Annotated in this window: 14 protein-coding genes; 3 read left to right on the top strand and 11 right to left on the bottom strand. The window is 66.8% G+C overall.

Annotated features, from left to right (window positions below; translation table 11 throughout):
• Window positions 1-9: 9 nt before the first annotated feature.
• From glgX to AUL36_RS02930, 10 genes are all read right to left on the bottom strand, one after another.
• On the bottom strand, window positions 10-2,031 hold the full coding sequence (gene glgX / locus AUL36_RS02975; protein ID WP_062217835.1) for a glycogen debranching protein GlgX: 2,022 nt from the start codon (window positions 2,029-2,031) through the stop codon (window positions 10-12).
• Window positions 2,032-2,061: 30 nt separating this feature from the next.
• Window positions 2,062-2,625 carry a DUF2585 domain-containing protein gene (locus tag AUL36_RS02970; RefSeq protein ID WP_062217939.1) on the bottom strand — a complete coding sequence of 188 codons (564 nt, stop codon included), beginning with the start codon at window positions 2,623-2,625 and terminating at the stop codon, window positions 2,062-2,064.
• Window positions 2,626-2,657: 32 nt separating this feature from the next.
• Window positions 2,658-4,286 (bottom strand): alpha-D-glucose phosphate-specific phosphoglucomutase, encoded by a 1,629-nt coding sequence (locus tag AUL36_RS02965; protein WP_062217833.1) that lies wholly within the window; start codon window positions 4,284-4,286, stop codon window positions 2,658-2,660.
• A complete protein-coding gene (gene glgA / locus AUL36_RS02960) occupies window positions 4,283-5,731 on the bottom strand; it encodes a glycogen synthase GlgA (protein WP_062217831.1) in 1,449 nt (482 codons plus the stop codon). Before glgA ends, AUL36_RS02965 begins: the two co-directional genes overlap by 4 nt.
• Complete coding sequence (glgC, locus tag AUL36_RS02955) at window positions 5,728-6,996, bottom strand: glucose-1-phosphate adenylyltransferase (RefSeq protein WP_058601543.1); 1,269 nt, start codon at window positions 6,994-6,996, stop codon at window positions 5,728-5,730. Before glgC ends, glgA begins: the two co-directional genes overlap by 4 nt.
• A 187-nt stretch (window positions 6,997-7,183) precedes the next feature.
• Complete coding sequence (locus tag AUL36_RS02950; protein WP_062217830.1) at window positions 7,184-9,667, bottom strand: glycogen/starch/alpha-glucan phosphorylase; 2,484 nt, start codon at window positions 9,665-9,667, stop codon at window positions 7,184-7,186.
• 4 nt (window positions 9,668-9,671) lie between these two features.
• Window positions 9,672-11,321, bottom strand: a complete 1,650-nt coding sequence (pgi, locus tag AUL36_RS02945; RefSeq protein WP_082655485.1) for a glucose-6-phosphate isomerase — start codon at window positions 11,319-11,321, stop codon at window positions 9,672-9,674.
• 284 nt (window positions 11,322-11,605) lie between these two features.
• A complete protein-coding gene (locus AUL36_RS02940; protein ID WP_058633345.1) occupies window positions 11,606-11,833 on the bottom strand; it encodes a hypothetical protein in 228 nt (75 codons plus the stop codon).
• Window positions 11,834-11,932: 99 nt separating this feature from the next.
• Window positions 11,933-17,347 (bottom strand): translocation/assembly module TamB domain-containing protein, encoded by a 5,415-nt coding sequence (locus AUL36_RS02935; protein ID WP_062217827.1) that lies wholly within the window; start codon window positions 17,345-17,347, stop codon window positions 11,933-11,935.
• Window positions 17,347-19,311 (bottom strand): autotransporter assembly complex protein TamA, encoded by a 1,965-nt coding sequence (locus AUL36_RS02930; protein WP_244497013.1) that lies wholly within the window; start codon window positions 19,309-19,311, stop codon window positions 17,347-17,349. Before AUL36_RS02930 ends, AUL36_RS02935 begins: the two co-directional genes overlap by 1 nt.
• 465 nt (window positions 19,312-19,776) lie before the next feature.
• Here AUL36_RS02930 and AUL36_RS02925 point away from each other — a divergent pair, with 465 nt between their 5' ends.
• The 3 genes from AUL36_RS02925 (at window position 19,777) to AUL36_RS02915 (ending at window position 23,581) form a co-directional block, all read left to right on the top strand.
• On the top strand, window positions 19,777-20,277 hold the full coding sequence (locus AUL36_RS02925) for a (2Fe-2S)-binding protein (protein WP_062217821.1): 501 nt from the start codon (window positions 19,777-19,779) through the stop codon (window positions 20,275-20,277).
• Window positions 20,278-20,411: 134 nt separating this feature from the next.
• Window positions 20,412-22,766, top strand: a complete 2,355-nt coding sequence (locus AUL36_RS02920; RefSeq protein WP_058633368.1) for a xanthine dehydrogenase family protein molybdopterin-binding subunit — start codon at window positions 20,412-20,414, stop codon at window positions 22,764-22,766.
• Between the two features lie 14 nt (window positions 22,767-22,780).
• Window positions 22,781-23,581 carry an FAD binding domain-containing protein gene (locus AUL36_RS02915; RefSeq protein WP_062217818.1) on the top strand — a complete coding sequence of 267 codons (801 nt, stop codon included), beginning with the start codon at window positions 22,781-22,783 and terminating at the stop codon, window positions 23,579-23,581.
• Window positions 23,582-23,652: 71 nt separating this feature from the next.
• On the opposite strand, the gene AUL36_RS02910 is transcribed toward AUL36_RS02915, so the two are convergent.
• Window positions 23,653-24,168, bottom strand: a complete 516-nt coding sequence (locus tag AUL36_RS02910) for a BA14K family protein (protein WP_062217815.1) — start codon at window positions 24,166-24,168, stop codon at window positions 23,653-23,655.
• Window positions 24,169-24,357: the final 189 nt, after the last annotated feature.

The following is a 24,357-nucleotide window of genomic DNA, read 5'->3' as shown; positions in this document are numbered from 1 at the left end:
CGCGCCGACCTATCCCTCGCGCAGAATCGCGACCGAGCGTGCGCCAAGCGTCAAAACCTGCCCGATGTCGAAGGGGCGTGGCTCGGCCTCAGGGCGGTCCGACAGAAGCTCCAGCCAGACGCTGCGTCCGGCGTCCGGCTCGGGCACGTGGATGTCGAGGGGCTGCCAGCCCCGGTTGAGATAGACGATCGCGGCTTCGCTCCCGCCCGCCAGCCGCAGGCCGAGCAGCGCGCGGTTGCCGTCCGCCCAGTCTTCCGGCCGCATCTCGCCGCCATCGGCGCGCAGCCAGACGACGTCCGTCTCGCCCTCGACCGTCTCGCCCGTCAGAAAGCGGTCGAGCGAAAGAGGAGGCAGGGCGCGGCGCAGGCGCTGAAGCCGCGCGGTGAAGGCGATCAGCTCGTCGTCGGCAGCCGGCCAGTCGATCCAGAAGGTCTCGTTGTCCTGGGCATAGGCATTGTTGTTGCCCCCTTGCGTGCGGCCCAGCTCGTCGCCCGCCACGATCATCGGATTGCCGCGCGCGACGAACAGCGTCGCCAGAAGCGCGCGCACATCGCGTCGGCGGCGCTCCAGAATGCCGGGATCGCGCGTCAGCCCTTCCGCGCCATTGTTCCAGGAATGATTGTCGCCATGGCCATCGCGATTGCCTTCGCCATTGGCGCCATTGTGCTTGGTCTCGTAGCTGACGAGATCGCGCAGCGTGAACCCGTCATGGGCATCGATGAAATTGACGCCGTCGGACGGCACGCGCGTTTTCGAGTCGAACAGATCGGGCGAGCCCGACAGGCGCGTCGCCAGCGCCGAGACCGTGCCGGCATCGCCCCGCCAGAAGCGCCGGATATCGTCCCGGAACCGATCCTGCCATTCCAGAAAGGGCTTGGGGAAGGCGCCGACCTGATAGCCGCCGAGGCCGATGTCCCAAGGCTCGGCGACGTGAACGCGATCCTTCAGCACGGGGTCCGCCGCGATCATCTGAAGTAGCGGTGCGTCGGGGCGGAAGCCCTCCGGCGTGCGGCCGAGGACGGTGCCGAGATCGTAGCGAAACCCGTCTATGCCGCCAATTTCCACCCAGTTCTTGAGCGCGTCCAGCGCCATTCTGGCGACCGGCTCGCGCCAGAGCGCGAACGTGTTGCCGGTGCCGGTGTCGTTCACCAGAGCGTCCGGATCATCCGGCGAGGCGGCATAGTAGCTCTTGTTGTCCAGCCCGCGATAGGACAGCGTAGGACCATAGCGGTCGCTTTCGCCCGAATGGTTCAGCACCACGTCCAGGAGAACGCGGATGCCGCGCGCGTGAAGCGCCTCCACCACGCGGCGCACCTCCGGCCAGCCGCCGGGCACGAGGCGCGGATCGGGCGCGCCGTGGGGAATGGGGTTGTAGCCCCAGGCATTGGTGAGGCCGAGGGCCGACAGGTGGCGCTCGTCGATTGCGGCGGCCAGCGGCATGAGTTCCACCGTCTCGACGCCAAGCCGCGTCAGATGGTCGAGCGAGGCGGGCTCGGCCAGCGCCGCCAGCGTGCCACGAAGGCGCTGGGGCAAATCGGGGCGCATCTGCGAAAAGGCGCGCACGGGCAGTTCATAGGTGAAGCCCGGCTTAGCGAAGGGGAGGGGGCGCGCGTCGCGGCTGAGGTCCTCCACCACTGCGCGAGGCACGAGCGGCGCGGTATCGATCCGGCGTTCGGGCGGTGCGGCGAGCCAGGGATGGTAGAGGAAGGGGCGGTCGAGCCGCGTCGCGTGAGGGTCGACCAAGAGCTTCGAGGCGTCGAAGCGATGGCCTTCGTGAGGAGCGAACGGGCCGTGCGCGCGCAGGCCGTAGAGCGCGCCGGGGGCAAGGCCCGGCACGAAGCCAAAATGCACGCCGCCTTCCGTGCGGCCGGACAGGGGAAGCCGCTGGCTTTCCTGGATGCCGGCCGGGTCGAACAGGCATAGCTCGATCCGATCCGCATGAGCGGAGAAGACGGCGAAGTGCACGCCGTCCGCCTCGACGCTGGCGCCGAGCCGGATGGGCGCGCCGCGCTCCCTGGTGATGCTGAACAAGCCCGTCGTCTCCCGGTCCCGGAGCGCCGATCAGGCGCCGCCCTGCCACGCCTTCACGGCGTCCAGCGGATAAAGAAGCATGAGGACGTTCAAGGTCAGGTTATCGCGGATCAGCCATCCGGTGAGAATCTCGAAGCCGAGCGCGATCACGAGAGTGAGCCAGACGGGCAAGCGCGCGGCCAGAAGAAAGCCCAGAATCATGAAGCCGATATCGGAGACGGAATTGAGGACGCTGTCGCCGAAATAATCGAGCGAGATGGTCGTCTCGCGATAATGGCGGATCACCGCATCGGTGTTCTCGACGATCTCCCAGGCGGCTTCGATGAGCGTGGCGAGAACGAGCCTGCGCCCCATCGGCCAGCGCCGCGCCGCGAGCCAGAGCGCGCCAAAGAACAGGAAGCCGTGGATGAGATGGGAGGGGGAGTACCAGTCGGCGATATGCTGCGAGTTCTCCGAACTCTGCACCGCGCCATGCCAGAGTTTGACATATCCGCATTGGCAGATCGGCACGCGGCCCATCAGAAGGAGGGTCGTGGCCGCGAGCGCCACGACCCCGAAGGTCAGACCCCAATGAAGGGGGCGGATCGCCCGCAGCCGCGAGGCGCCGGGCGATCGGTCCAAAGCGCTCACGTGCGAACGTCGGGCTCCGCGCGGCCGGTGCGCTTGGTGATCTCGCCGATCGCGTCGGCCGTGCGCACGAGTTCGCCCAAAGCCTCTTCGATCGAGAGATCGTGCTTGGCCGGGTCCGGCTCGAAACGCTCGATATAGACGCGCAGCGTCGCTCCGACCGTGCCCGTGCCCGACAGGCGGAAGACGATGCGCGAGCCGCCGGAGAAGACGATGCGCACGCCCTGACTGGTCGAGACCGAACCGTCGATCGGGTCCTTGTAGGAGAAGTCGTCGGCTTCCGAGACCACGAGCGTGCCGAAGCGTTGGCCCGCCATGGAGGCCAGACGATCGCGCAGGCTTTCCATCAACCCTTCGGCCGCCGCCTTGTCCACTTCCTCATAGTCGTGGCGCTGGTAGTAGTTGCGGCCGAACTCGGCCCAGTGCGACTTGACGATCTCGGCGACCGACTCTTTGCGCACGGCGAGGATGTTCAGCCAGAGCAGAACGGCCCAGAGACCGTCCTTCTCGCGCACATGGTCCGAGCCCGTGCCCGCGCTTTCCTCGCCGCAGATCGTCACCTTGCCGGCGTCGAGCAGATTGCCGAAGAACTTCCAGCCGGTCGGCGTCTCGTAAATGCCGATGCCCCGCTTCTGCGCCACGCGGTCGGCCGCGCCGCTGGTGGGCATGGAGCGGGCGATGCCGGCGATGCCGCGCTTGTAGCCCGGCGCCAGATGCGCGTTGGCGGCCAGAACCGCGAGCGAGTCCGAGGGCGTCACGACGATGCCGCGCCCGAGGATCATGTTGCGGTCGCCGTCGCCATCCGACGCCGCGCCGAAATCAGGGGCGGTGGGGCCAAGCAGAAGATCGACCAGAGGCGCGGCCCAGACGACATTGGGATCGGGATGGCCGCCGCCGAAATCCTCCGATGGCACGCCGTTCAGAACGGTGCCGTCAGGCGCGCCCAGACGCTTCTCCAGGATTTCCTTGGCATAGGGGCCGGTGACGGCGTGCATCGCGTCGAAGCGCAGCGTCAGCCCGCCGGCGATCGCCTCGCGGATCGCCGCGAAGTCGAACAGGTCTTCCATCAGCGTGGCATAGTCGGCCACGGGATCGACGATCTCGACTTCCGTCTCGCCGAGCCGCGAGGTGCCGATAACCGAGAGGTCCGGCGCGTCCTCTTCCACGATCTTGTATTCGCTGATCTCGCGCGTGCGCTTGTAGATCGCGTCGGTGACGCCTTCGGGGGCGGGGCCGCCGTTCGAGATGTTGTACTTGATACCGAAATCCCCGTCCGGCCCGCCGGGATTGTGCGAGGCCGAGAGAATGATGCCGCCCGCCGCCTTGCGCTGGCGGATGAGGTTGGAGGCGGCCGGCGTCGAGAGAAGGCCGTTCTGGCCGACGATGACCTTGGCGACGCCGTTGGCGGCGGCCATGCGGATCGCCTTGCTGATGACCTCGGCGTTGAGGAAGCGGCCGTCGCCGCCGATCACCAGCGACGAGCCGGTCGGGCGCTCCGTGGCGTCGAAGATCGCCTGAAGGAAGTTCTCGGCATAGTTCGGCTGGCTGAAATGCGGCACCTTCTTGCGCAGGCCCGATGTGCCGGGCTTCTGGTCGGAAAAGGGCGTCGTCGCGACGGTGCGGATCATCGGGTGCTTTCCTCGGAAAGGCTCGAGTAGAGGTCGGCGTAACGGCGCGCGCTGGCGGTCCAGGACACGTCGCTCGACATGGCGGAGCGCTGGATGTCGCGCCAGGTCGGCGCGTCGGCATAAAGGCGGGTGAGGCGGGTCATTCCGTCGAGAAGCGCCTCGCGCGTCACGGGCGCAAAGACGATGCCGGTGGCTGCGCTCGCGGCAAGGGCTGCGAAATTCGCGTCGATCACCGTGTCGGCCAATCCGCCGACGCGGCTCACCACAGGCAGGCAGCCATAGCGAAGCGCGTAGAGCTGCGTCAGGCCGCAGGGCTCGAAGCGCGAGGGCACGAGCAGGGCGTCGGCGCCCGCCTGCACCCGGTGCGACAGAAGCTCGTCATAGCCGATGCGCACGCCCACGCGCCCGGAATGGCGCGCCGCGCCGGACAGGAACGCGCCCTCCAGAAGCCGGTCGCCCGAGCCGACGACGACAAGCCGGCAGCCGGCGGCCACCACGTCGTCCACGCAGTCGGCTAGGATGTCGAGGCCCTTTTGCCAGGTCAGGCGGCTGACGACGGCCAGAAGCGGCGACTCGTCCTCCTCCAGCGAGAACTCCGCCTCCAGCGCCCGTTTGTTCAGGCTGCGGCGGAACAGATCGTCGCGCGTGAAACTCGCCGCGATATGCGGATCGATGGCGGGGTCCCAAACGGATGTGTCGATGCCGTTGACGATGCCGACCAGCCGGTCGGCGCGCCCCCGTAGCAACCCGTCGAGGCCCATGCCGCCGGCGGGTTGAAGGATTTCGCCGGCATAGTTGGGGCTGACCGTCGTGATCCGGTCGGCCGCCCGCAGGCCGCCTTTGAGGAAGCCGACCGAGCCGTAATACTCGACCCCGTCGATGCCCCAGAAAGTCTCCGGCAGGCCGAGTTCGGGAAAGATCGTCTGCGGAAAGGCACCCTGAAAGGCGAGATTGTGGATGGTGATGACAGTGCGCGGGCGCTCGCCGCCCGCCGCGTCGAGATAGACGGGCGCGAGCGCAGCCTGCCAATCGTGGGCGTGGACGATGTCGGGCCTATAGCCCTCGATCAGCCCAAGGCCGATCTCGGCCGCGGCCTTGCCGAGCGCGGCAAAGCGCGCCCAGTTGTCGGGATGGTCGTATCCGTTCGGCCCGACATAGGGGCCGCCCGGCCGATCGAAAAGATGAGGCGCGTCCAGCAGCAACAGATCGAGCCCGGCGTGGCGCACCGACAAGATGCGCGCAGGGCCGCCGAACAGATCGGGGAGCGCGGCGACGGGCTCGGCGTCGCCGAGTTCCGCCATCACGCTGGGATAGGCGGGCATCAGCGTGCGCACCGAGACACCGAGCGGCTCCAGCGCGAGAGGCAAAGCGCCCGTCACGTCCGCGAGGCCGCCCGTCTTCACCAGCGGGAAGACTTCCGATGCAACGGAAAGGACCGATGTCATCTGTAGTTGAGCCGGTCGATCATCGGCTTGGTGACGAGGCAGACGCCGCTCGACGTGCGTCGGAAGCGCTGGGCGTCGAGTTCCGGGTCCTCGCCGATCACGAGACCATCCGGGATGTGGACGCCGCGATCCACCACGGCGCGGGTGATGCGCGCCCCGCGCCCGATATGGCAGCCCGGCAGGATCACCGCTTCGTCCAGCTTGGAATAGGAGTTCTGACGAACGCCCGTGAACAGAAGCGAGCGATGCAGCGTGCCGCCGGAGATGATGCAGTCGCCCGAAACGAGCGAGGAGATCGCCATGCCCCGACGTCCGTCCTCGTCATGCACGAACTTGGCGGGCGGCGTCACGTCGGCATAGGTCCAGATCGGCCAGTCGCGGTCGTAGATGTCGAGCTGCGGCACGACATCGGTCAGGTCGATATTGGCCTGCCAATAAGCGTCCACCGTGCCGACGTCGCGCCAGTAAGCGCCGTATTCGGCGGCCGAGCGCACGACGGACGTGTTGAACGAATGCGCCCAGGCCGTGCCGTGTTTGACGATATGGGGAATGATGTCCTTGCCGAAGTCGCGGCTCGACTTCGGATCGGCCGCGTCACGGCGCAGCTGGTCGGCGAGGAAGGCCGTGTTGAAGACATAGATGCCCATGGAGGCCAGCGCCGTGTCCGGCCGGCCGGGGATCGACGGCGGATCGGCGGGCTTCTCGATGAAGTCGGTGATCTGGCCCTTCTCGTCCACATGCATGACGCCGAAACCGACCGCTTCCATGCGCGGGACTTCGAGACAGCCGACGGTCACGTCGGCCCCCGTGTCCACATGCTGCTGGAGCATGATCTCGTAGTCCATCTTGTAGATGTGGTCGCCCGCCAGAATGATGATGTATTTGGGGGCGTAGGCCTCGATGATGTCGATGTTCTGGTACACGGCATCGGCCGTGCCGGCATACCACTGGTCTTCCGAGACGCGCTGCGAGGCGGGAAGAACGTCGAAGCTCTCGTTGCGGCCGGGGCGCAGGAAGTTCCAGCCCCGATGCAGGTGGCGGATCAGCGAATGGGCTTTGTACTGCGTCGCGACGCCGATTCGGCGGATGCCTGAATTGACCGCGTTCGACAGGGCGAAGTCGATGATGCGCGACTTGCCGCCGAAATAGACGGCGGGCTTGGCCCGGTCGTCGGTCAGTTCCATCAGACGCGAACCGCGACCACCGGCTAGAACATAAGCCATGGTGTCGCGCGCAATCGGTGCCAGTCGCCGGCTATCGGCCATCCCGTTTCTCCCCCCCAGAGATCGCTGCTCGACCGGCTTGGCCCGCGATCCCCCCTAGTGTCTTGATGCGTTTCTATCTCGTCAAGATAGCGTGAGCGGGCAGACCTTCCAGCGAGGGGAAGGCCATGCCCACACGTTTTTTCGCCGCGAACTAGTCGCGGCGAAAGAATTTTGGGCCAAGGGGGAATTACCGGCCCTTGGGGCCGGCGTGCCAGATGTCGTGCGCGTATTCGTCGATCGAGCGGTCGGACGAGAACCAGCTCATCCGGGCCGTGTTGCGCACTGCGATCGCATCCCACTTCGCGCGGTCCTTCCAGAGCACGTCGAGCTGGCGCTGCGTGTCCCAATAGGCGCGGAAGTCGGCGGCGATCATCCACCAGTCGCGGTCGCGGATCGAGTTCATGAGATTGGCGTAGCGGTTCGGATCGTCCTGGCTGAAGACGCCAGCCGAGATCGAGTCGATCGCCGAGCGCAGCATGGGCTGCTGATCGATGACACCCTGTCCGCGATGGCCCTCGGCGCGCTTGCGCGCGACCTCGTCGGCCTTCAGGCCGAAGATGAAGATGTTCTCTTCGCCCAGGTGCTCCAGCATCTCGACATTGGCGCCGTCGAGCGTGCCGATCGTCAGCGCACCGTTGAGGGCGAACTTCATGTTGCCCGTGCCGGAAGCTTCAAGGCCGGCGGTCGAGATCTGCTCCGACACATCGGCGGCCGGCATGATGATCTCGGCGAGGCTCACATTGTAGTTCGGGATGAACACGACCTTGAGGAGGCCGCGCACCGTCGGGTCGGAGTTGATCACCCGCGCCACGTCGCCGGCGAGATGGATGATCTCCTTCGCCTGGACATAGGAGGGAGCCGCCTTGCCAGCGAAAACCTTGACGCGCGGCGTCCAGTCGAGATGGGGCAGCGAGCGGATCTGCTCGTAGAGGGCAACCGTCTCCAGAATGTTCAGGAGCTGGCGCTTGTATTCGTGGATGCGCTTGACCTGAATGTCGAAGATCGCATTCGGGTCGAGATGGATCGCGAGGCGCTCTTCCACGAGATGAGCGAGACGCTGCTTGTTCTGCCGCTTGATGGCGACGAACTTCTCACGGAAGCCCGCGTCCTCGGCATGAGGGTCCAGCTTGGCGAGCTGGGTGATGTCGTCCTTGAAGCCGGGGCCGATCGCTTCTTCGATCAGCTGGGTCAGGCCGGGATTGGCCTGGAACAGCCAGCGGCGCGGCGTCACGCCGTTGGTCTTGTTCTCGATGCGCGTCGGAAAGACCTTGTGCAGGTCGTGGAACACGGTTTCCTTCATCAGCTCGGTGTGCAGCGCCGACACGCCGTTGACGGCATGGCTGCCCACGAAGGCGAGCTGGCCCATGCGCACGCGCCGACCGTTGTTCTCGTCGATCAGGGAGATCGCCGAGATGGTGCCGTCGTCGAGCTGCTTGCCTGCGGTCGCCTCGCGCAGAACCTCGGCGTTGATCTGGTAGATGATCTGCATCTGGCGCGGGAGCAGGCGCTCGAACAGATGGATCGGCCAGGTTTCGAGGGCTTCCGGCAGAAGCGTGTGGTTGGTGTAGGAGAACGTGTCGCGCGTGACCTTCCAGGCGGCGTCCCATTCCATCCCGTGCACGTCCACGAGAAGACGCATCAGCTCGGCGACCGAAACCGCCGGATGCGTGTCGTTCAGCTGGATCGCGACCTTATCGGCCAGATTCGTCAGGTCGTCATGCTGCGCCAGATGGCGGCGGATGATGTCCTGCAGCGAGGCGGAGGAGAAGAAATACTCCTGCCGCAGGCGCAGTTCCTGGCCGGCCTGATGCGAGTCGGCGGGGTAGAGGACGCGGGTGATCGCCTCAGCCTTGTTGGATTCCAGAAGCGCGCCGATGTGGTCGCCCGCGTTGAAGGCGTCGAGCAGGATCGGATCGAGCGACTGCGCGCTCCACAGACGCAGCGTGTTGACGTGCTGGCCGCGCCAGCCGACGACCGGCGTGTCGTAGGCGACGGCGAGCACGCGCTCGCCCGGGCGCCAGACGGAGCGCAGCTTGCCGTTTTCCTCGATGGCCGAGACCTTGCCGCCGAAGCCGATCTCGTAGGAGCTTTCGCGGCGCTCGAACTCCCAGGGATTGCCGTGCTTCAGCCAGGTTTCGGGCAGCTCGACCTGCGCGCCATCCACCACTTCCTGACGGAAGAAGCCGTGGACATAGCGGATGCCGTAGCCAAAGCCCGGAACGCCGGTCGTGGCCATGGATTCCATGAAGCAGGCGGCGAGGCGGCCGAGACCGCCATTGCCGAGCGCCGCATCCGGCTCCAGAAGCTCCACGAGGTTGAGATCGACATCATAGCGAGCCAGCGCCTCGCGCACGGTCTCGGTCAGGCCGAGATTGCTGATCGCATCGCGCAGGAGGCGGCCGATCAGGAATTCCATCGAAAGATAGCAGACGCGCTTGTCCTGCCGCTCGTAGGTCTTGATGGTCGATTCGAACCAATTGTCGATGATGCGGTCGCGCACGACGAGGGTCGTGGCTTCCAGCCAGTCGTGAATGCGCGCGGCCTTCACGGTCTTGCCGATCGAGTAGGTGAGCTTCTCCACGATCTCGGTGGCGATCGTGTCCGCGTCGTTGAGGCGGGGCTCGGGTTTCTCCACGGCGGTGGAGCGGGCGAGGCTGCTGGCAGGCGTCATCAGTTCAGCTCCGGAGTTCGGCGATCGCGGCCACGAGGCCGGCGGTGGAGGAATCGCGCGATTGAGGGGACTGGGTGCCCTGGATCACGGGAAGGAGGCCGGTGGCCAGTTCCTTGCCGAGTTCCACGCCCCATTGGTCGAAAGCGTTGATCCCGAAAAGCTGCGCCTCGACGAAGACCCGGTGCTCGTAGAGCGCCACGAGGCGGCCGAAGGCGAAAGGCGTCAGCTTGTCGTAGAGAAGGGTGATGGACGGGCGGTCGCCCGAGAATTCGCGATGCGGCGCGATCTGCTCGGCCTCTTCCGGTGAACGGCCGGCTTTCAGCAACTGCTCGCGCGCTTCCTCCAGCGTGCGGCCCTTCATCAGAGCTTCCGACTGAGCGAGGCAATTGGCGAGAAGCAGATCCTGATGGATGCGCAGCGCCGGGTCGCTTTCATGCGGATTGGCGCCGACGATGAATTCGACCGGCACGATGTCCGTGCCTTGGTGCAGCAGCTGGAAGAAGGCGTGCTGGCCGTTGGTGCCGGGCTCGCCCCAGACGACGGGGCCGGTCGCGGTCGGCGTCTTCAAGCCGTCGAGACCGACATGCTTGCCGTTGGATTCCATGTCCAACTGCTGGAGATAGGCGGGCAGGCGGGCGAGGCGCTGGTCGTAGGGGATGATGGCGCGGGACGGATGGTTCTGCGCCACACGGTGCCACCAGCCGGCCAAGCCGAGCAGGATCGGCAGGTTCTCGCGCGCCGGGGCCGACTTGAAATGCCGGTCGAGATCGCGCGCGCCGTCGAGAAAGGCGCGGAAATTCTGCGGGCCGATAGCGATCATCAAGGGGAGGCCGATCGCGGACCAGACGGAATACCGACCGCCCACCCAGTCCCAGAAGCCGAAGGTGCGGTCTTCGCCGATGCCGAAGGCCGAGACCTTGTCGAGCGCGGTCGAGACGGCGCAGAAATGCGCGCCGACCGCCGCCTCGCCCAGCGCCCCGGCGATGAAGCGCCGCGCCGTCTGCGCGTTGGTCATGGTCTCGATCGTAGTGAAGGTCTTGGACGCCACGATAAAGAGCGTCGTCGCGGGATCGACGAGCTTCAGCGTGTCCGCCATATGCGCGCCGTCGATATTGGACACGAAATGCGTGCGCGGCCCGTCGTGATAGGGGCTCAGCGCGATCGCGGCCATGACCGGGCCGAGATCGGAGCCGCCGATGCCGATATTGACGATATCGGTGATCCGCGCACCCGTCGCTCCGGCGATCGATCCGTCGCGGATGCCGCTCGCAAAGCGCGACATGGCCTGGAGCACGCTTTCGACGGCCTCGCCCACCGGCTCGCCATCGGCCTTGAACCCGTCTTCGGCATGGGCACGCAACGCGACATGCAGCACCGAGCGGTTCTCGGTCGTGTTGATGCGCGCGCCATCGAACATGGCATCGCGCCGCGCCTCGACACCGACCGTCCCGGCATAGGCCAGAAGCGCGGAAAGATCGTCCTGCGAAAGGGCGCATTTCGACAGGTCGAGCAGAAGATCGTCGTGTCGGAAGGACAGATGGGCGAAACGATCGGGATCGGCGGCAAAGAGCGCCCGGATGCCGGTTTTCAGGGCTTGCGCGCCCCGCGCCTGAAGCTGGTCGAGAGTGATGTCGGCATTGGGCTGGCTGGTCACGCTGATCGATCCGTCGCTGGGCCGACTTCGCGAACGAGGCCGGCAGGTCTCAAGGTCTGTCGGGAGATAGACCAAACGGATGCGAAGCAAACCGGCCCGCTCCATCCGGGTCAAGTCCCAGGGCATCCATGCGTTAGATGCATGTCTAACATCTGAGTCTTTCGAATTTACATCAAAATCGAGAGTCCCAGGCGGCATGGTGGACGAAGCGCAAACGAAAAAAGCCGCCCGGGGGGCGGCTTGTCCGATGCGGTTAGACTTTGGCGTGAAAGCGGAGACCGGGCTTACGTGCCCAGGCCTGCCAAACGCTCGATGGCGCGATCCAATTCGTGATCCATCGTCTGGATGCCGTCGGCACGGTTGTGCGCGGCGACCCGGCGCTTCCATTCTTCGAGGATCGATTTCTTCTGGCCATGAGGCAGGCCGTCGTCATGGATCACGTCCATGGGTGAGGCGTAGCTCTTGCCGTCGTCATGGTCGAACTTGGCGTATTTCAGGGATTCCGTGCTCATGGCCTTCGCTCCTCTTGTGAGCGGGCGGCCGGCTCCATGGGCCGACCGTCCGTGTTTAGCCATAAAATGATCGGCCGCGCGAAATGTTGCAACGCCCGATCAATATTCCTTTTCGTAGAAAATGCCGACTTCGCCGCCGCCATTGGCCGTCACCGCGCCGCGAGCCTTCACGTTGGCGCCAAGGTCGAGATCGATCGAGACACGCCCGGTCGAATCGACGCCGACATAGGTATTCTCGTTGAGATAGCGGCCGACACCAACCGCCGCCTGTCCATCGGCCGTGGTGCGGATATCGAGATCGTCGACGCCCAGTTGCGAGCGCAGATTGTCGAGAAGCCCTGTCGAGCCGCCGACGCCGGCCAGCTGCGCCGCCGCGCTGGCGAGCTGCGCGATCTGCACCGGGGAGAGGTCCGACGTGCCCTGACCGAAGATGAGCCGCGCCAGAACCTCGTCCTGCGGCAGGGCAGGGGAGGAGGTGAAGGAGAAGCTCGGGCTCGCCGCCGGCCCGGTGATGGCGACATAGACCGTCGCCTCGCCCGTGTCGGAGGAGGCCAGAAGATCCAGCGTCGGCACGAGATTGCCGTCGAAGGTCAGCGTGGCGCGCTCGAAGTTGAGCCGCCGCGATAGAAGCTGGAAGCGTCCGCGCCGAAGGTCGAAGCCGCCGTCGATGCCGAGATTGGAGACCGGTCCGGTGATGCGGATCGTCCCGCCGAGTTCCAGATCGAGACCGCGACCGCGGACATAAACGCGGTTGGGCGCGTTGAGCGTGATGTTCAGGCTGATGCCGCCCGAACCCGACGTGCCGCTTGATCCGCTATTGGGGTCGATCTCGCGCAGCTGCTTGAGCACGGCCGGCGGTGTATTGCGCCGCTCCAGATCGATGCGCGAGATCGAGGTCGGCAGATTGTCCGGCACGAGGATCGCGATTTCGGAGGCGTTGATCGTGCCCGCCAGAACCGCCGCGCCGGTCAAGGGGCCGGTGAGGGTCAGCCCCGCATTGAGGCGGATGGTGACGAGTTCGCCGTCGCTATAGCGCCCGTCCTGCACGCGGATTGCGAGATCGGCCGGGAAGCCGGAGCCGAGCCCGATCGTGCCGGACACCGCCACCGTGCCGCCGCCGCCGAGCTGGGCGGTCACGCCCTGGAGCGTCGCCGTCTGCCCGTTCAGCGCCACCGTGGCGTTGATATTGTTGACGGCCAGATTGGCGCCCGTGTCCACGAAGCTCGCCCCCGCCGTCGAGACCGTGCCGACCACGTTCGGGTTGGCGGCGGTGCCGGTGACGGTGGCGTTGATGCGCGCTGTGCCGTTCACCGAGCGGCCGTTTTCGGCCAGGATTCGGTTGGCAAGCGAGAGCGGCGCGGTGCCGTCGAGGCGCAGGTCGAAGCTCGGCGTGCCCGCGACATTCACCGAGCCATTGGCCGCGAACTGGAGACCGGAGCCCGAGAGCGTGGAATTGAGGGTCACTTGATTGTCGGCGAACCGGCCATTGGCCGCGATGGCGAGCGCGCCGACGCCGGCATCGCGCGTCGGCTGCACCGAGAAGCCAGCCAGCGAGAGATCGTACTGCACATCGGGCGCGGCGATCGTCCCACCGGCGCGAACACGCCCGTTCAGCGTGCCCTGGGGGCCAAGGTCCGGCGCGGCCGCCGCCGCGATCGAAGCGGGGATGTTGTTCAAGGCGACGTCGAGATCGAGCCGTTCGCCGACCGTGCCGGTCGCGGTCAGCGAGCCAGAGCCGAGATCGATCCGGGCGGTGCGCAGCGTGGCGCTGCCATTGGCGAAGGTCCCCGCCGCCACGGCGTCGATCTCCGGCGCGCCGGCCTGGCGCGTCTGCGCCACCGAGACATTCTCGGCGCGAAGGTCGAACTCGGCCGAGGGGGCGGAGAGCGAGCCGGTGGCCCGCGCGGTGCCCGACAGCGTGCCGCGCGCGCCGAGGTCCTCGCGCACGGCATTGGCCAGCGCGAGCGGCAGGCGGTCCAGCGTCACCGAGAGGTCGAGCTGGCGGCCCAGCGTGCCGGAGAGGTCGAGCGAACCATCCCCGACATTCACCCGCGCCCGCTCAAAACGCGCCGTGCCGTCCGCATAAGTGCCGGCGACATCGAGCGCGACCGGGCGAAGGCCGGACTGGCGCAGCGGCGCGGCGGTCAGGTCGCGCCCCGTCAGCGCGAACTGCGCGTTGGGATTGCTGATCGAGCCGGTTGCCGTCGCCGTGCCGTTGAGTATGCCCAAGGCGCCGAGGCCGGGGCGCACGCCATTGGCCAGCGCAGCCGGCAGATCGACGATCTGCACCTGCAGGTTCAGGTCGCGCCCGACGCTGCCCGTGGCTTCCAGCCGACCCGTGCCGACGTCGACACGAGCCGTGTCCAGCCGCACGGTCGCGGCACGATAAGTGCCGGAAACATCCAGCGAGAGCGGCTGGACGCCCGCGCGCCGAACCTCGGCCGCGCTGATCCCCGAGCCGGCGATGTCGAAGGTCACGGCCGGGTTCTGCAGGGAGCCCGTCGCCTTCGCCGTGCCGTTCAGCAAGCCTTCGGCATCCAGCCCCGACACGAAGCCATTGGCGAGCGCGACGGGAATGTCGGTCAGGTTCAGATCGAGCGCCAGCGATTGGCCGACCGTGCCGGTGGCGGCGATCGAGCCCTGCCCGAGATCGACGCGGGCCGCGCGCAGCGTCGCGGTTCCGTCGCGATACTGGCCGGCAAGGGCGGCATCGACGCTGTCGAGCTTGGCGGCGCGGGTCTGGCTGGTGCGGACCGCGGCGGCTCTGAGGTCGAAGTCGAGGTCGGGCGCGGAGGCGAGACCTCCGGCGCGAACCGTGCCGGTCAGCGTGCCGGAGGCGTCGAGCCCCTGCACGAAGGGATTGGCGACGGCCAGCGGCAGACGCTCCAGGGCGAGATTCAGGTCCAGGCGATCCGCTAGGGAACCCGACGCGGTGAGCGAGCCGGAGCCGACATCAAAGCGCAGCGTGCCGAGCGTGGTGCGAACCGAGCCAAGCGTGACAGTGGCGGGCTCGGCGAGCGACAGGCGCGCGTTCGGAATATCGGCTGTCAGCGTGCGCAACTGCACCACGGTGCCGGCATCGGTGAAGGCGACATCGCCCGACAGCCGTGTCGGCACGTCGTTGAGCGCGGCGCTGGCATTGATGGCCGTGGCGTTGTTGACGGTTTCGAGCGCCGCGTCGAGACGCTGGATGCGCTGCCCGCCAGCCTCCAGACGCTCCGCGCGCACCGTGCCGGAGGCGAGCGGGGCTTGCAGGAAGTTCTGGACGCGCAGGTCGATCCGCGCGTTGCGCAGCTGGTTCTGGCCGAGCGTCACGCCGCCGGAGGTGAGATCCACGTCCGCCACCGGGGTTCCGCCATTGCCGATGGCAAAGGCGAGATTGCCCTTGAGATCGCCCGAGCCGGACTGCCCGGCCAGCGCCAGAAGCGTGGACGCGTCCGGGATGTCGAGCGCGAGATTGCCCGACGGGCGGTTGCCACTGTCGAGCGCCAGCGTGCCGGACACGGAGTTGCGGCCCTGACGCAAGAGCAGATTGCGCAACGAGCGCACGTCGCCTTCGCTGGCGAGATCGGCCGTCAGCGCCAGCGGCGCGCCATTATAGGTGCCGTTGACCGCAATCGTGCCGTTGGGCGCGTCGGCCGCGAAGGTGCCGGCGATGCGCGCGTCCAGCGTTTCCAGCCGGCGGCCGGCGACCTCCAGCTCCTGCGCGCTGGCCGTCAGGTTCACCTGCGGCGCGCTGAGCGTGCCTGCGGCGTTCAGGGTGAAATTCGCCTTGCCCTTGAGGGCGGAATTGGCGATCGCGGTTTGATCGAGCCGGCCGGTGATGGCGGCGGCGAGGGTCTCGCCCGTCAGGCTGGCGGAACCGGAAATCTCCAGCGCATCGCCATCCACCACGAGATCGCTGACGCCGAGGCTGCCATCGGCCGCGCGCCGAGCTTGGCCGTTGATCGCCACGCGCTGCCCGACATAGGGCACGGCCTCGGGCGACAGTGCCACCGTTTGGAAGCTCGACTGGATGTTGAGCAGGAAGGTCGAGAAGTTGAGCGCGGCTTGCCCGCTCAGCGTCAGATCGGCCGCGCCTGTCGTCAGCGTGGCGCGGTTGAAGGTGAGACCGTCGCTTGTCAACGCGCCATCGGCGTCGAGCGCGATCGGCCCCTCCAGAACGCGCGAGGCGGTGAGGGCGACCTGCGAGTTGCTTGTGCCGGAGACGGTCGCGTTGCGCGCCTTGGCGTTCAGTGTGACGGGGCCGACGAGATTGTTGAGATCGAAGCCGGGCGAGCGTGCCGTCGCTTCCACTTCGTTGAGGACATAGCCTTCGAAGCCGGCGGTGCGGGCCTTGGCCGCCACGTCCAGTCCGGCCGAGGCGAAAGCGCCCGTCAGCTTGGCGTCGAGCGAGGTGATTTCGAGCGCCGTGCGCGAGCCCTGCGACCCGAAGGCCAGCGGGATCGGGTCGCCCGAGCCGGTGCGCAGCGCGACCGTCAGATCGTTGGTCGAGCCGCTGCGGTCGAGCGTGCCGGCGGCGGTGAGATCGAGCGGGCCCGATTGCAGCCGGCCGCTGTCGATGCGGATCACGCCGTCGCTGCGCAGAAACACATTGGCGTTCAGCGAGAGGTTGTCGCCGACCGAGCCGAGATAGGCTTCGGGCACGAAGGGCTTGGTCAGCGCGGTCAGTTCGGCGGTGATGCGCCGTCCCTCCGCCGAATTCTGCGTCGCCGCGTTCAGCGTCGCGGCACGCTCTGAGCCCAAGTCCAGCGCGCCGCTGGCGCTGAAATTGTCGAAGGGGCCGGAGCCTTGGATCGTGAGGTTGACGGGCGGCGCGCCCGGCAGTTTCAGGAGATTGGCGACGAGGCCGCCCGCCGGCTCGCTGGCCGCGACATTCAATTCCAGCCGGTTGGCGTTCGGCTGGAAGCCGAGCTTCAGGTTGATCTCACCGCCTTGATCCAGCCGGCGGATGGCGAGTTGCGCGTCGAGCTGGGTCGGGTCGGCGGCGAGCGTCAATGCACCTTCGGCCGACAGGCGCGCGGCGACGCCTGCGACGGCCTGATCCAGAATGAATTCATTGATGGCGATGCGCTTCACATCCGCCGTGATATCGGGCAGCGAAAAGCCGCCCGACGACGTGTCTTCGGTCTGCGTCGAGGCGCGGGGCAGGCGGGCCAGCGTGATCGAAGCGGTCGAGAGATTCTGAATCTGGACGTTCTTGCGGATCAACGCCAAGGGCGACCAGTCGAGCGCGAGGTCGCGCGCCGTGAGCCAGACGCCGTCCCGGTCGGCGACCGTCACGGTCTCAATGCGGACATTGCCGCTCAGCGCGCCGGACAGACCCTCGATCTTGACCTGTCGATCTTCGGTGGAAAGCAGGTTCTCCAGTTGGCCGGCGAGAAACTGCGCGCGGGCCGGCTGCGTGGCGGCGAGCGAGGCGAGAACGCAGGCCAGCAGCATGAGCCCAGCGCGCAGGCGAACCATCGCGCGCAGGCGAAGCACACGGTCGAGAAAAGAGCGCATCATCACCATCAGAAGGCCTGCCCGATGCCGGCATAGATCTGGAAGTCGCTATCGCGCCGGCCGGGGTCGAGCGGCACGCCGACATCGACGCGGATCGGGCCGAAGCTCGTCATGTAGCGCGCGCCGACGCCCGCGCCGATCTTGAGATTGCTGAAGTCGGGCGCGAAATCGTCGCCCACCGTGCCGACATCCACGAAGGGCACGATCTGGATATTGTCCGTCACCTTGAAGCGTAGCTCGGCTGACGCCTCGAACACCGAGAGCCCACCGATCGGCGTATCCACGAAGCGCCGATTGGTGCCGGGAAGCGCAAAGCTCGGATAATAGGGGCCGATGGACTGGAACACATAGCCGCGCACCGATCCGCCGCCGCCGGCATAGAAGCGCCGGTCGTTCGGCACGTCCTGAAGATCGGCGCCGGCCACGATGCCGTAGCCCACGCGCCCGGCGAGCACGAAGCGGCTTTCCTCGTCGAAGGACAGATAGGCCGAGGCGTCGGCGCGCGCCTTTACGAAGGGCACCGAATTGTTGAACTCATAGGTCGGCTCGGCCATGAGCGAGGCGTAGAAGCCCTTGGTCGGGTTCAGCTTGTTGTCGCGCCCGTCGAACGTGTAGGTCACCGGCACGGAGGCGAGAATGAACTCCTCGTCGGTTCGCAGATAATCGGTGATCGTCTCGTACTCGGCCTTGACCGCGACGCTGAGGCGCTGCTGGTCGTCGATCGAATATTCGACGCCGTTCGAGAGGGAAATCGAGGAGCGGTCATAGGCGAGCGGCTGCTCGGTCAGCGCCGTCAGCGAGCCGATATAGACGGAGTCGGGGCCGAGGACGCCCGGCTTCTTGAAGGTCGCAGACGCCTTGTAGTCGAACCCGTCGAGTTCGCGGCCCGTGGTGCTGATCGTCTCCGCGCCGATGCGCGAGACCGCGCCTTCGAGCCGCAGGCTTTCCGCCCGGCCGAACAGGTTGCGGTCTTCCCAATAGACGTTCGCGCCGCCGCCTTCGGTGTTGGAGAAGGTCGCGCCCGCGCCGAAGACATGGCGCTTGCGCTCGGCCACCGTCACCTGAACGGGCAGCGTGCCGTCCGCGACCTGCGCGTCGCCGGCCTTCACCGAGGCAGTGGAGAAGACGCCGAGATCGACCAGACGCTTGCGCGCCTTCTCCAGCGTCTTGGTGGAGAAGGTCGAGCCCGGCTCGATGCCGGCCATGAAAGCCACGAAGCCCGGCTCCATGCGATCCGTGCCGGTGACATAGGTTTGGCCGAAGGGAACCGGCGGGCCGGGCGAGACGGTCAGGTCGATATCGATGCGATCGGTCGCGCTGTCGGCGACGATATTGCGGTCGGTCACCGCGACGAAGGGGCGGCCCTCGTTGCGCAGATCCTCCAGAAGCCGCGCTTCGGAAGCCAGAATGCGGGTCGAATCGGCCGAGGCTCCAGCCGTCAGATCATAGGGCGCCGGGTCCACCGGCACACCATTGGCGGTGATGCGCACGGTGCCGAGCGTGAAGAGCGGGCCGGGTTGAACAGTGATCTCGACCGGGACAGGTTTGGACGTGTCGAAACTCGCGTCGGGCGCGAGGGTCGCGATGTCGCGCCCCTCGATGCGGATGGTGACGAGCCCGTCATAGCGCGAGTTCTCGTAGAGCGTCGCGACCAGCCGGCGGCGGTCGTTGCGCGCCTTGGCGAGCAGCCCGAGCGAGCCCGACACGGCTTCCTTTTCGTCGGCGACCAGCGAGGAGGCTTTGGTCAGCACCTTTTGCAGATCATCGGCATCGGGCGTGACCGTCAGCGTCGCGGTGTAGCGCACGGGGTCGGGGAGGTCGCTCGTGTCTTCCTCGTCCCGGCTGCCGAAGAGGTTGAAAGGATCGAGAAATTTCGGCAGCGCTTGGGCGGGCTCCAGGCCGGTCAGGCCGAGGCCGAGGGCCAGAGCGGGCAGGCCGAAGGCCGTACCGGCCCAACGCTTCAATCCTGACATCAACGCGGAACGCTCTCTTGGCCGGACGTCTCGGTATCGGGAGCCGAATGGCCGAGAGGGCGCTGAGCGCCGTCGCAGTCATGATCGCCGCGCGAGCCCTGGCTAGGCCTGCGCTCCCCCGAGCTTGCTCTTCAAAATGCCGGTCTCGCCGGAAATAACAACCGCGAGCGGGCGAGCGGGGGAGATTCCCCGAAGCTTTTGTGGGACTTGCGCCACACATTGTTAACGCCTTGAACTCACGCGCCTTAACGCCTCGTCCGAGAGTGAGGCCGATCGTCGCATTAGGCGGAGAACGCCTCTGGAATGGTTCCAGAAATCGCTTGCCGACCGCGCCGCGCCGTAGCAGTCTCCGCTCAGCCGAGAGGCCGAGAACAGCGCGACGAAACCTCACGAGGAGATCGAACGCGCGCCGGCTGCGCAGAGGCTGCTGCGCTTCGTTTCGGGTGATGGTTTCGGGAGGAACGAATGGCCGAAATTTCTGTCGTGGTGAATGGTCGCAAGGTGAGCGGGCAGGCGGAGGGGCGTGTGCTCCTCGTGCAGTTTCTGCGCGAGACGGTCGGGCTCACGGGCACCCATGTCGGCTGCGACACGTCGCAATGCGGCGCTTGCGTCGTGCATGTGGACGGGCAGGCCGTGAAGTCCTGCACCATGCTGGCCGCGCAAGCCAATGGCAGCACGATCACGACGATCGAGGGCATCGCCAGCGGACAGGACCTGCATCCCGTCCAGGCCGCCTTCCGCGAGCATCACGGGCTCCAGTGCGGTTATTGCACGCCCGGCATGATCATGACCGCCGTGGACATGATCCGTCGTCATGACGGCGTTCTCGACGAGAAGACGGTGCGCGACGAACTGGACGGCAATATCTGTCGCTGCACCGGCTACCACAATATCGTGAAGGCGATCCTTTCGGCGGCTGAGGCTATGCGCACGCCCGCTGCCGATCAGCGCGTCGCCGCCGAATAGGCCGCCCGGCCCCGGCCGGGGCCGCCGCCACACAAAGCCAAGCAGTTTACGAGCCAGCATTTCACGGGCGCCCGCGATGCGCCGCGCTGACGCGCAGCCCGCCGGCCCCGAGGCAATTCGGGAGGATGGATTCCATGGGTATCGAAGGCTTCGGCGCGCGGGTTCTGCGCAAGGAGGACCGCCGCTTCATCACCGGGCGCGGGCGCTACACCGACGACATGGTGGTGCCCGGCATGAAATTCGCCGCCTTCGTGCGCTCGCCCCATGCCCATGCGCGCATCAAGGGGATCGACGCGTCCGCCGCGCGCGAGATGCCCGGCGTGATCGACATTCTGTCGGGAGACCAGCTGAAGGCTGACGGGATCGGCAATCTCATCTGCGGATGGGCCGTCACCTCCAAGGACGGCTCGCCCATGAAGATGGGCGAATGGCCGGCGCTGGCGGTCGGGACCGTGCGCCATGTCGGGCAGGCGGTAGCGGTGGTCGTGGCGGACTCGAAGCTTCAGGCGCGCGACGCCGCGGAAGCGGTCGAGGTCGATTACGAACTGCTCGACGCCGTGGTGGAAGGGCCGGCGGCCCTGGAAGCCGGCGCGCCCGAAATCCATCCCGAAGCCCCCGGCAATCTCTGCTTCGACTGGGAACTGGGCGACGCGCGCGCGACCGACGAAGCCTTCTCGCGCGCCGCGCATGTGACGCGGCTCGATATCGTCAACAACCGGCTCGTGCCGAACGCGATGGAGCCGCGCGCGGCACTTGGCGTCTACGATCCGGCGGATGATCACTATACGGTCTGGACGACCTCGCAGAACCCGCATGTGGCGCGGCTCGTGATGAGCGCCTTCTACAATGTCGCGCCCGAGCACAAGCTGCGCGTCATCGCGCCCGATGTCGGCGGCGGTTTCGGCTCCAAGATCTATATCTACCCCGAAGAGATCGTCTGTCTCTGGGCCTCCAAGCGCACCGGCGTTCCGGTGAAATGGACGTCGGATCGCTCCGAAGCCTTCCTGACCGACGCGCATGGGCGCGACCATCACACCCATGTCGAAATGGCGCTGGATGCCGACCACAAGATTCTGGGCCTGCGGGTTGAGACGGTGGCCAATCTCGGCGCCTACATGTCGCTCTTCTCGTCGGCGACCCCGACCTATCTCTACGCGACGCTTCTCTCGGGCCAGTACGACATCCCCGCGATCTACGCTAATGTGAAGGCGGTCTACACCAACACCGTGCCGGTCGATGCCTATCGCGGGGCGGGGCGGCCCGAGGCGACCTATGTGATCGAGCGGACCATGGAGACGGCCGCTCGCGAACTGGGCCTCTCGCCGGACGCCTTCCGCCGGAAGAACTTCATCCAGTCTTTCCCGCATCAAACGCCCGTCATCATGAACTACGACACCGGCGACTTCCCCGCGACGCTGGATGCCGCGATGAAGGCGGCGGACGTCGCGGGCTTCGAGGCCCGGCGCGCCGAGGCCAAGACGCAGGGCAAGCTGCGCGGGCTCGGCTATAGCTGCTATATCGAGGCCTGCGGCATCGCGCCGTCCAAGGCGGTCGGCTCGCTCGGCGCGGGCGTCGGCCTGTGGGAATCGGCCGAGGTGCGCGTCAACCCGGTCGGCACGATCGAAATCCTGACCGGCTCGCACAGCCACGGGCAGGGCCACGAGACAACGTTCGCCCAGCTTGTCGCCGAGCGCTTCGGTCTGCCGGTGGACAATGTGCAGGTCATCCATGGCGACACCGACAAGGTGCAGTTCGGCATGGGCACCTATGGCTCGCGCTCCGGCGCGGTCGGCATGTCGGCCATCGCCAAGGCGCTGGACAAGGTGGAAGTCAAGGCCAAGCGCATCGCGGCCCATCTTCTGGAAGCCTCCGACGACGACATCGTGATCGAGAACGGCGAGGTGAAGGTCGCGGGCACTGATCGCAAGCTGGCGTGGCACGAGGTCGCGCTCGGCGCCTATACCGGCCACAACCTGCCGGACGGGATGGAGCCGGGCCTGAAGGAAGGGGCCTTTTACGATCCGCAGAACTTCACCTTCCCGGCCGGCTGCTACATCTGCGAAGTCGAGGTGGATGCCGAGACCGGCAAGGTCGAGATCGTGCAGTTCGTGGCCGCCGACGATTTCGGGCGCATCGTCAACCCGATGATCGTCGAGGGGCAGGTGCATGGCGGCTTGGCGCAGGGCATCGGACAGGCGCTTCTGGAAGGGGTTCACTATGACGAATCCGGCCAGCTCGTGACCGCCAGCTACAATGACTACGCCATGCCCCGCGCCTGGGATCTGCCCATGTTCGAGGTGCTGACCAACGAAACGCCCTGCACCACCAATCCGCTGGGGATCAAGGGGTGCGGCGAGGCGGGGGCGATCGGCTCGCCGCCGGCCGTCATCAACGCCATCACCGACGCGATCGGCACCAATGATCTGTCGATGCCCGCAACGCCCGAGAAGGTCTGGCGCGCGCTGCGCTCGGCCCAGGCGGCGAACTGAAGGGAGGAAGAGCCATGTACGAGACCCAGTATCATCGCGCGACCTCGCTCAGCGAAGCCGCTCAGCTTCTCTCGCAATCCGGCGAGGAGGCGAAATTCCTCGGCGGTGGCATGACGCTGATCCCGACCATGAAGGCGCGGCTCGCCGCGCCCTCAGCCCTGATCGACCTGCGCCATGTTCCGGAGATGAAAGGCATCACGGTCGAGGGCCGAAGCGTGCGCATCGGCGGCGGCGTCACGCATTTCGAGGTGGCGAACTCGGCCGCGATCGAGGCCGTGGCACCCGGTTTCACGGAACTCGCGCAACTGATCGGCGACCCGGCCGTGCGCCATATGGGCACGATCGGCGGCGTCTGCGCCAATTTCGACCCGGCGGCCGATTATCCCGCCGCGCTTCTCGCGCTGAACGGCACGATCGAAACCGATCGGGGCAAATATGCCGCCGACGACTTCTTCCTCGGCCTGTTCGAGACGGCGCTGGGTGACGGCGAGATCGTCAAGGGCGTGCGGTTCGAAGCGCCGGATGCCTCGGCCTACGAGAAGTTCCGCAACCCGGCCTCGCGCTATGCCATGTGCGGCGTCTATGTCGCCAAGCGCGGCGGCGATGTTCGCGTCGCGGTGACCGGCGCGGGCTCCAACGGGGCCTTCCGCTGGCACGAAGCGGAAGCGGCCCTGTCGGCCCGTTTCGAGCCGGAAGCGCTGGATGGCTTGAGCATGCCGGAGGGCGACATGATCGGCGATCTGCACGGCTCGTCGGAATACCGTGCGGCGCTGGTGCCCGTCGTCACCAAGCGGGCGGTGCGCAAGGCGCGCTGAAGCCGTCGAGCGAGGGACGTAATAGAAAGCGCCCGGTGATGAGCCGGGCGCTTTGAGCATGAGGGATGCGGCTACCAGATGTTGCAGCGATGGCGGTATCCGTCATTGCCGATATAGGTGTCGGTGCGCGCGTCGTAGGAGCGATATCGATCGAAACAGGCATCCACATGGGCCTGGCGCGTATTGGTGCCGTAATCGTCGTAATAGCGGGCCTGGCGTGGGCCGCGATACACGGGGCGGGCGGGCACCGTGTCTTCGTAGCTCGGCGGGGCCACGCCATAGGCCGGCCCGGAATAGGTCGGCTGCTGCGGCGCATAGTAGCGAGGCTGAGGCGCTGCCTGCGGCTGCGACAGGGCCGAGCCCAGAAGCGCGCCGGCTGCCAGACCGATGGCACCGCCCAGAAGCGCGTCGCCGGCATTGATCCGGTCATGATGGTGGCGGCGCGGCGCGGGATAGTAGCCGGGCGGCGGCGGGGGAGGAGGCGGCGCCCCAATATAGCCCGGCCCGTTGTCCCAAGCTTGGGCCTGCGCGGTGCCGAGGCTGGTGGCCAAGGTGCAGGCAGTAAGAACGGCAAGAAGAATGCGCATAATGGCGAACTCCAGAGCGACGGATGCGCCGCCCTTCAGGCTCCTCGGAGTCTCCGGGATGGCGAAGCGGCTGTCTTGCCATCCTGTGTAGCGTCCGCATCCTGAACGACGGCTGAATATCACTTTTTCATTTGTTCGCGTCCTGGCAAAAGAAAAGGGGCCAGCGCGCGCCGGCCCCTTCCTGTCCAA

It is taken from the genome of Aureimonas sp. D3 (assembly GCF_001463805.1).
GTDB classification, from domain to species: Bacteria; Pseudomonadota; Alphaproteobacteria; order Rhizobiales; family Rhizobiaceae; genus Aureimonas; species Aureimonas ureilytica_A.
Note: the sequence above shows the minus strand (reverse complement) of the source record. Positions and strands in the feature narration are given on the sequence as shown.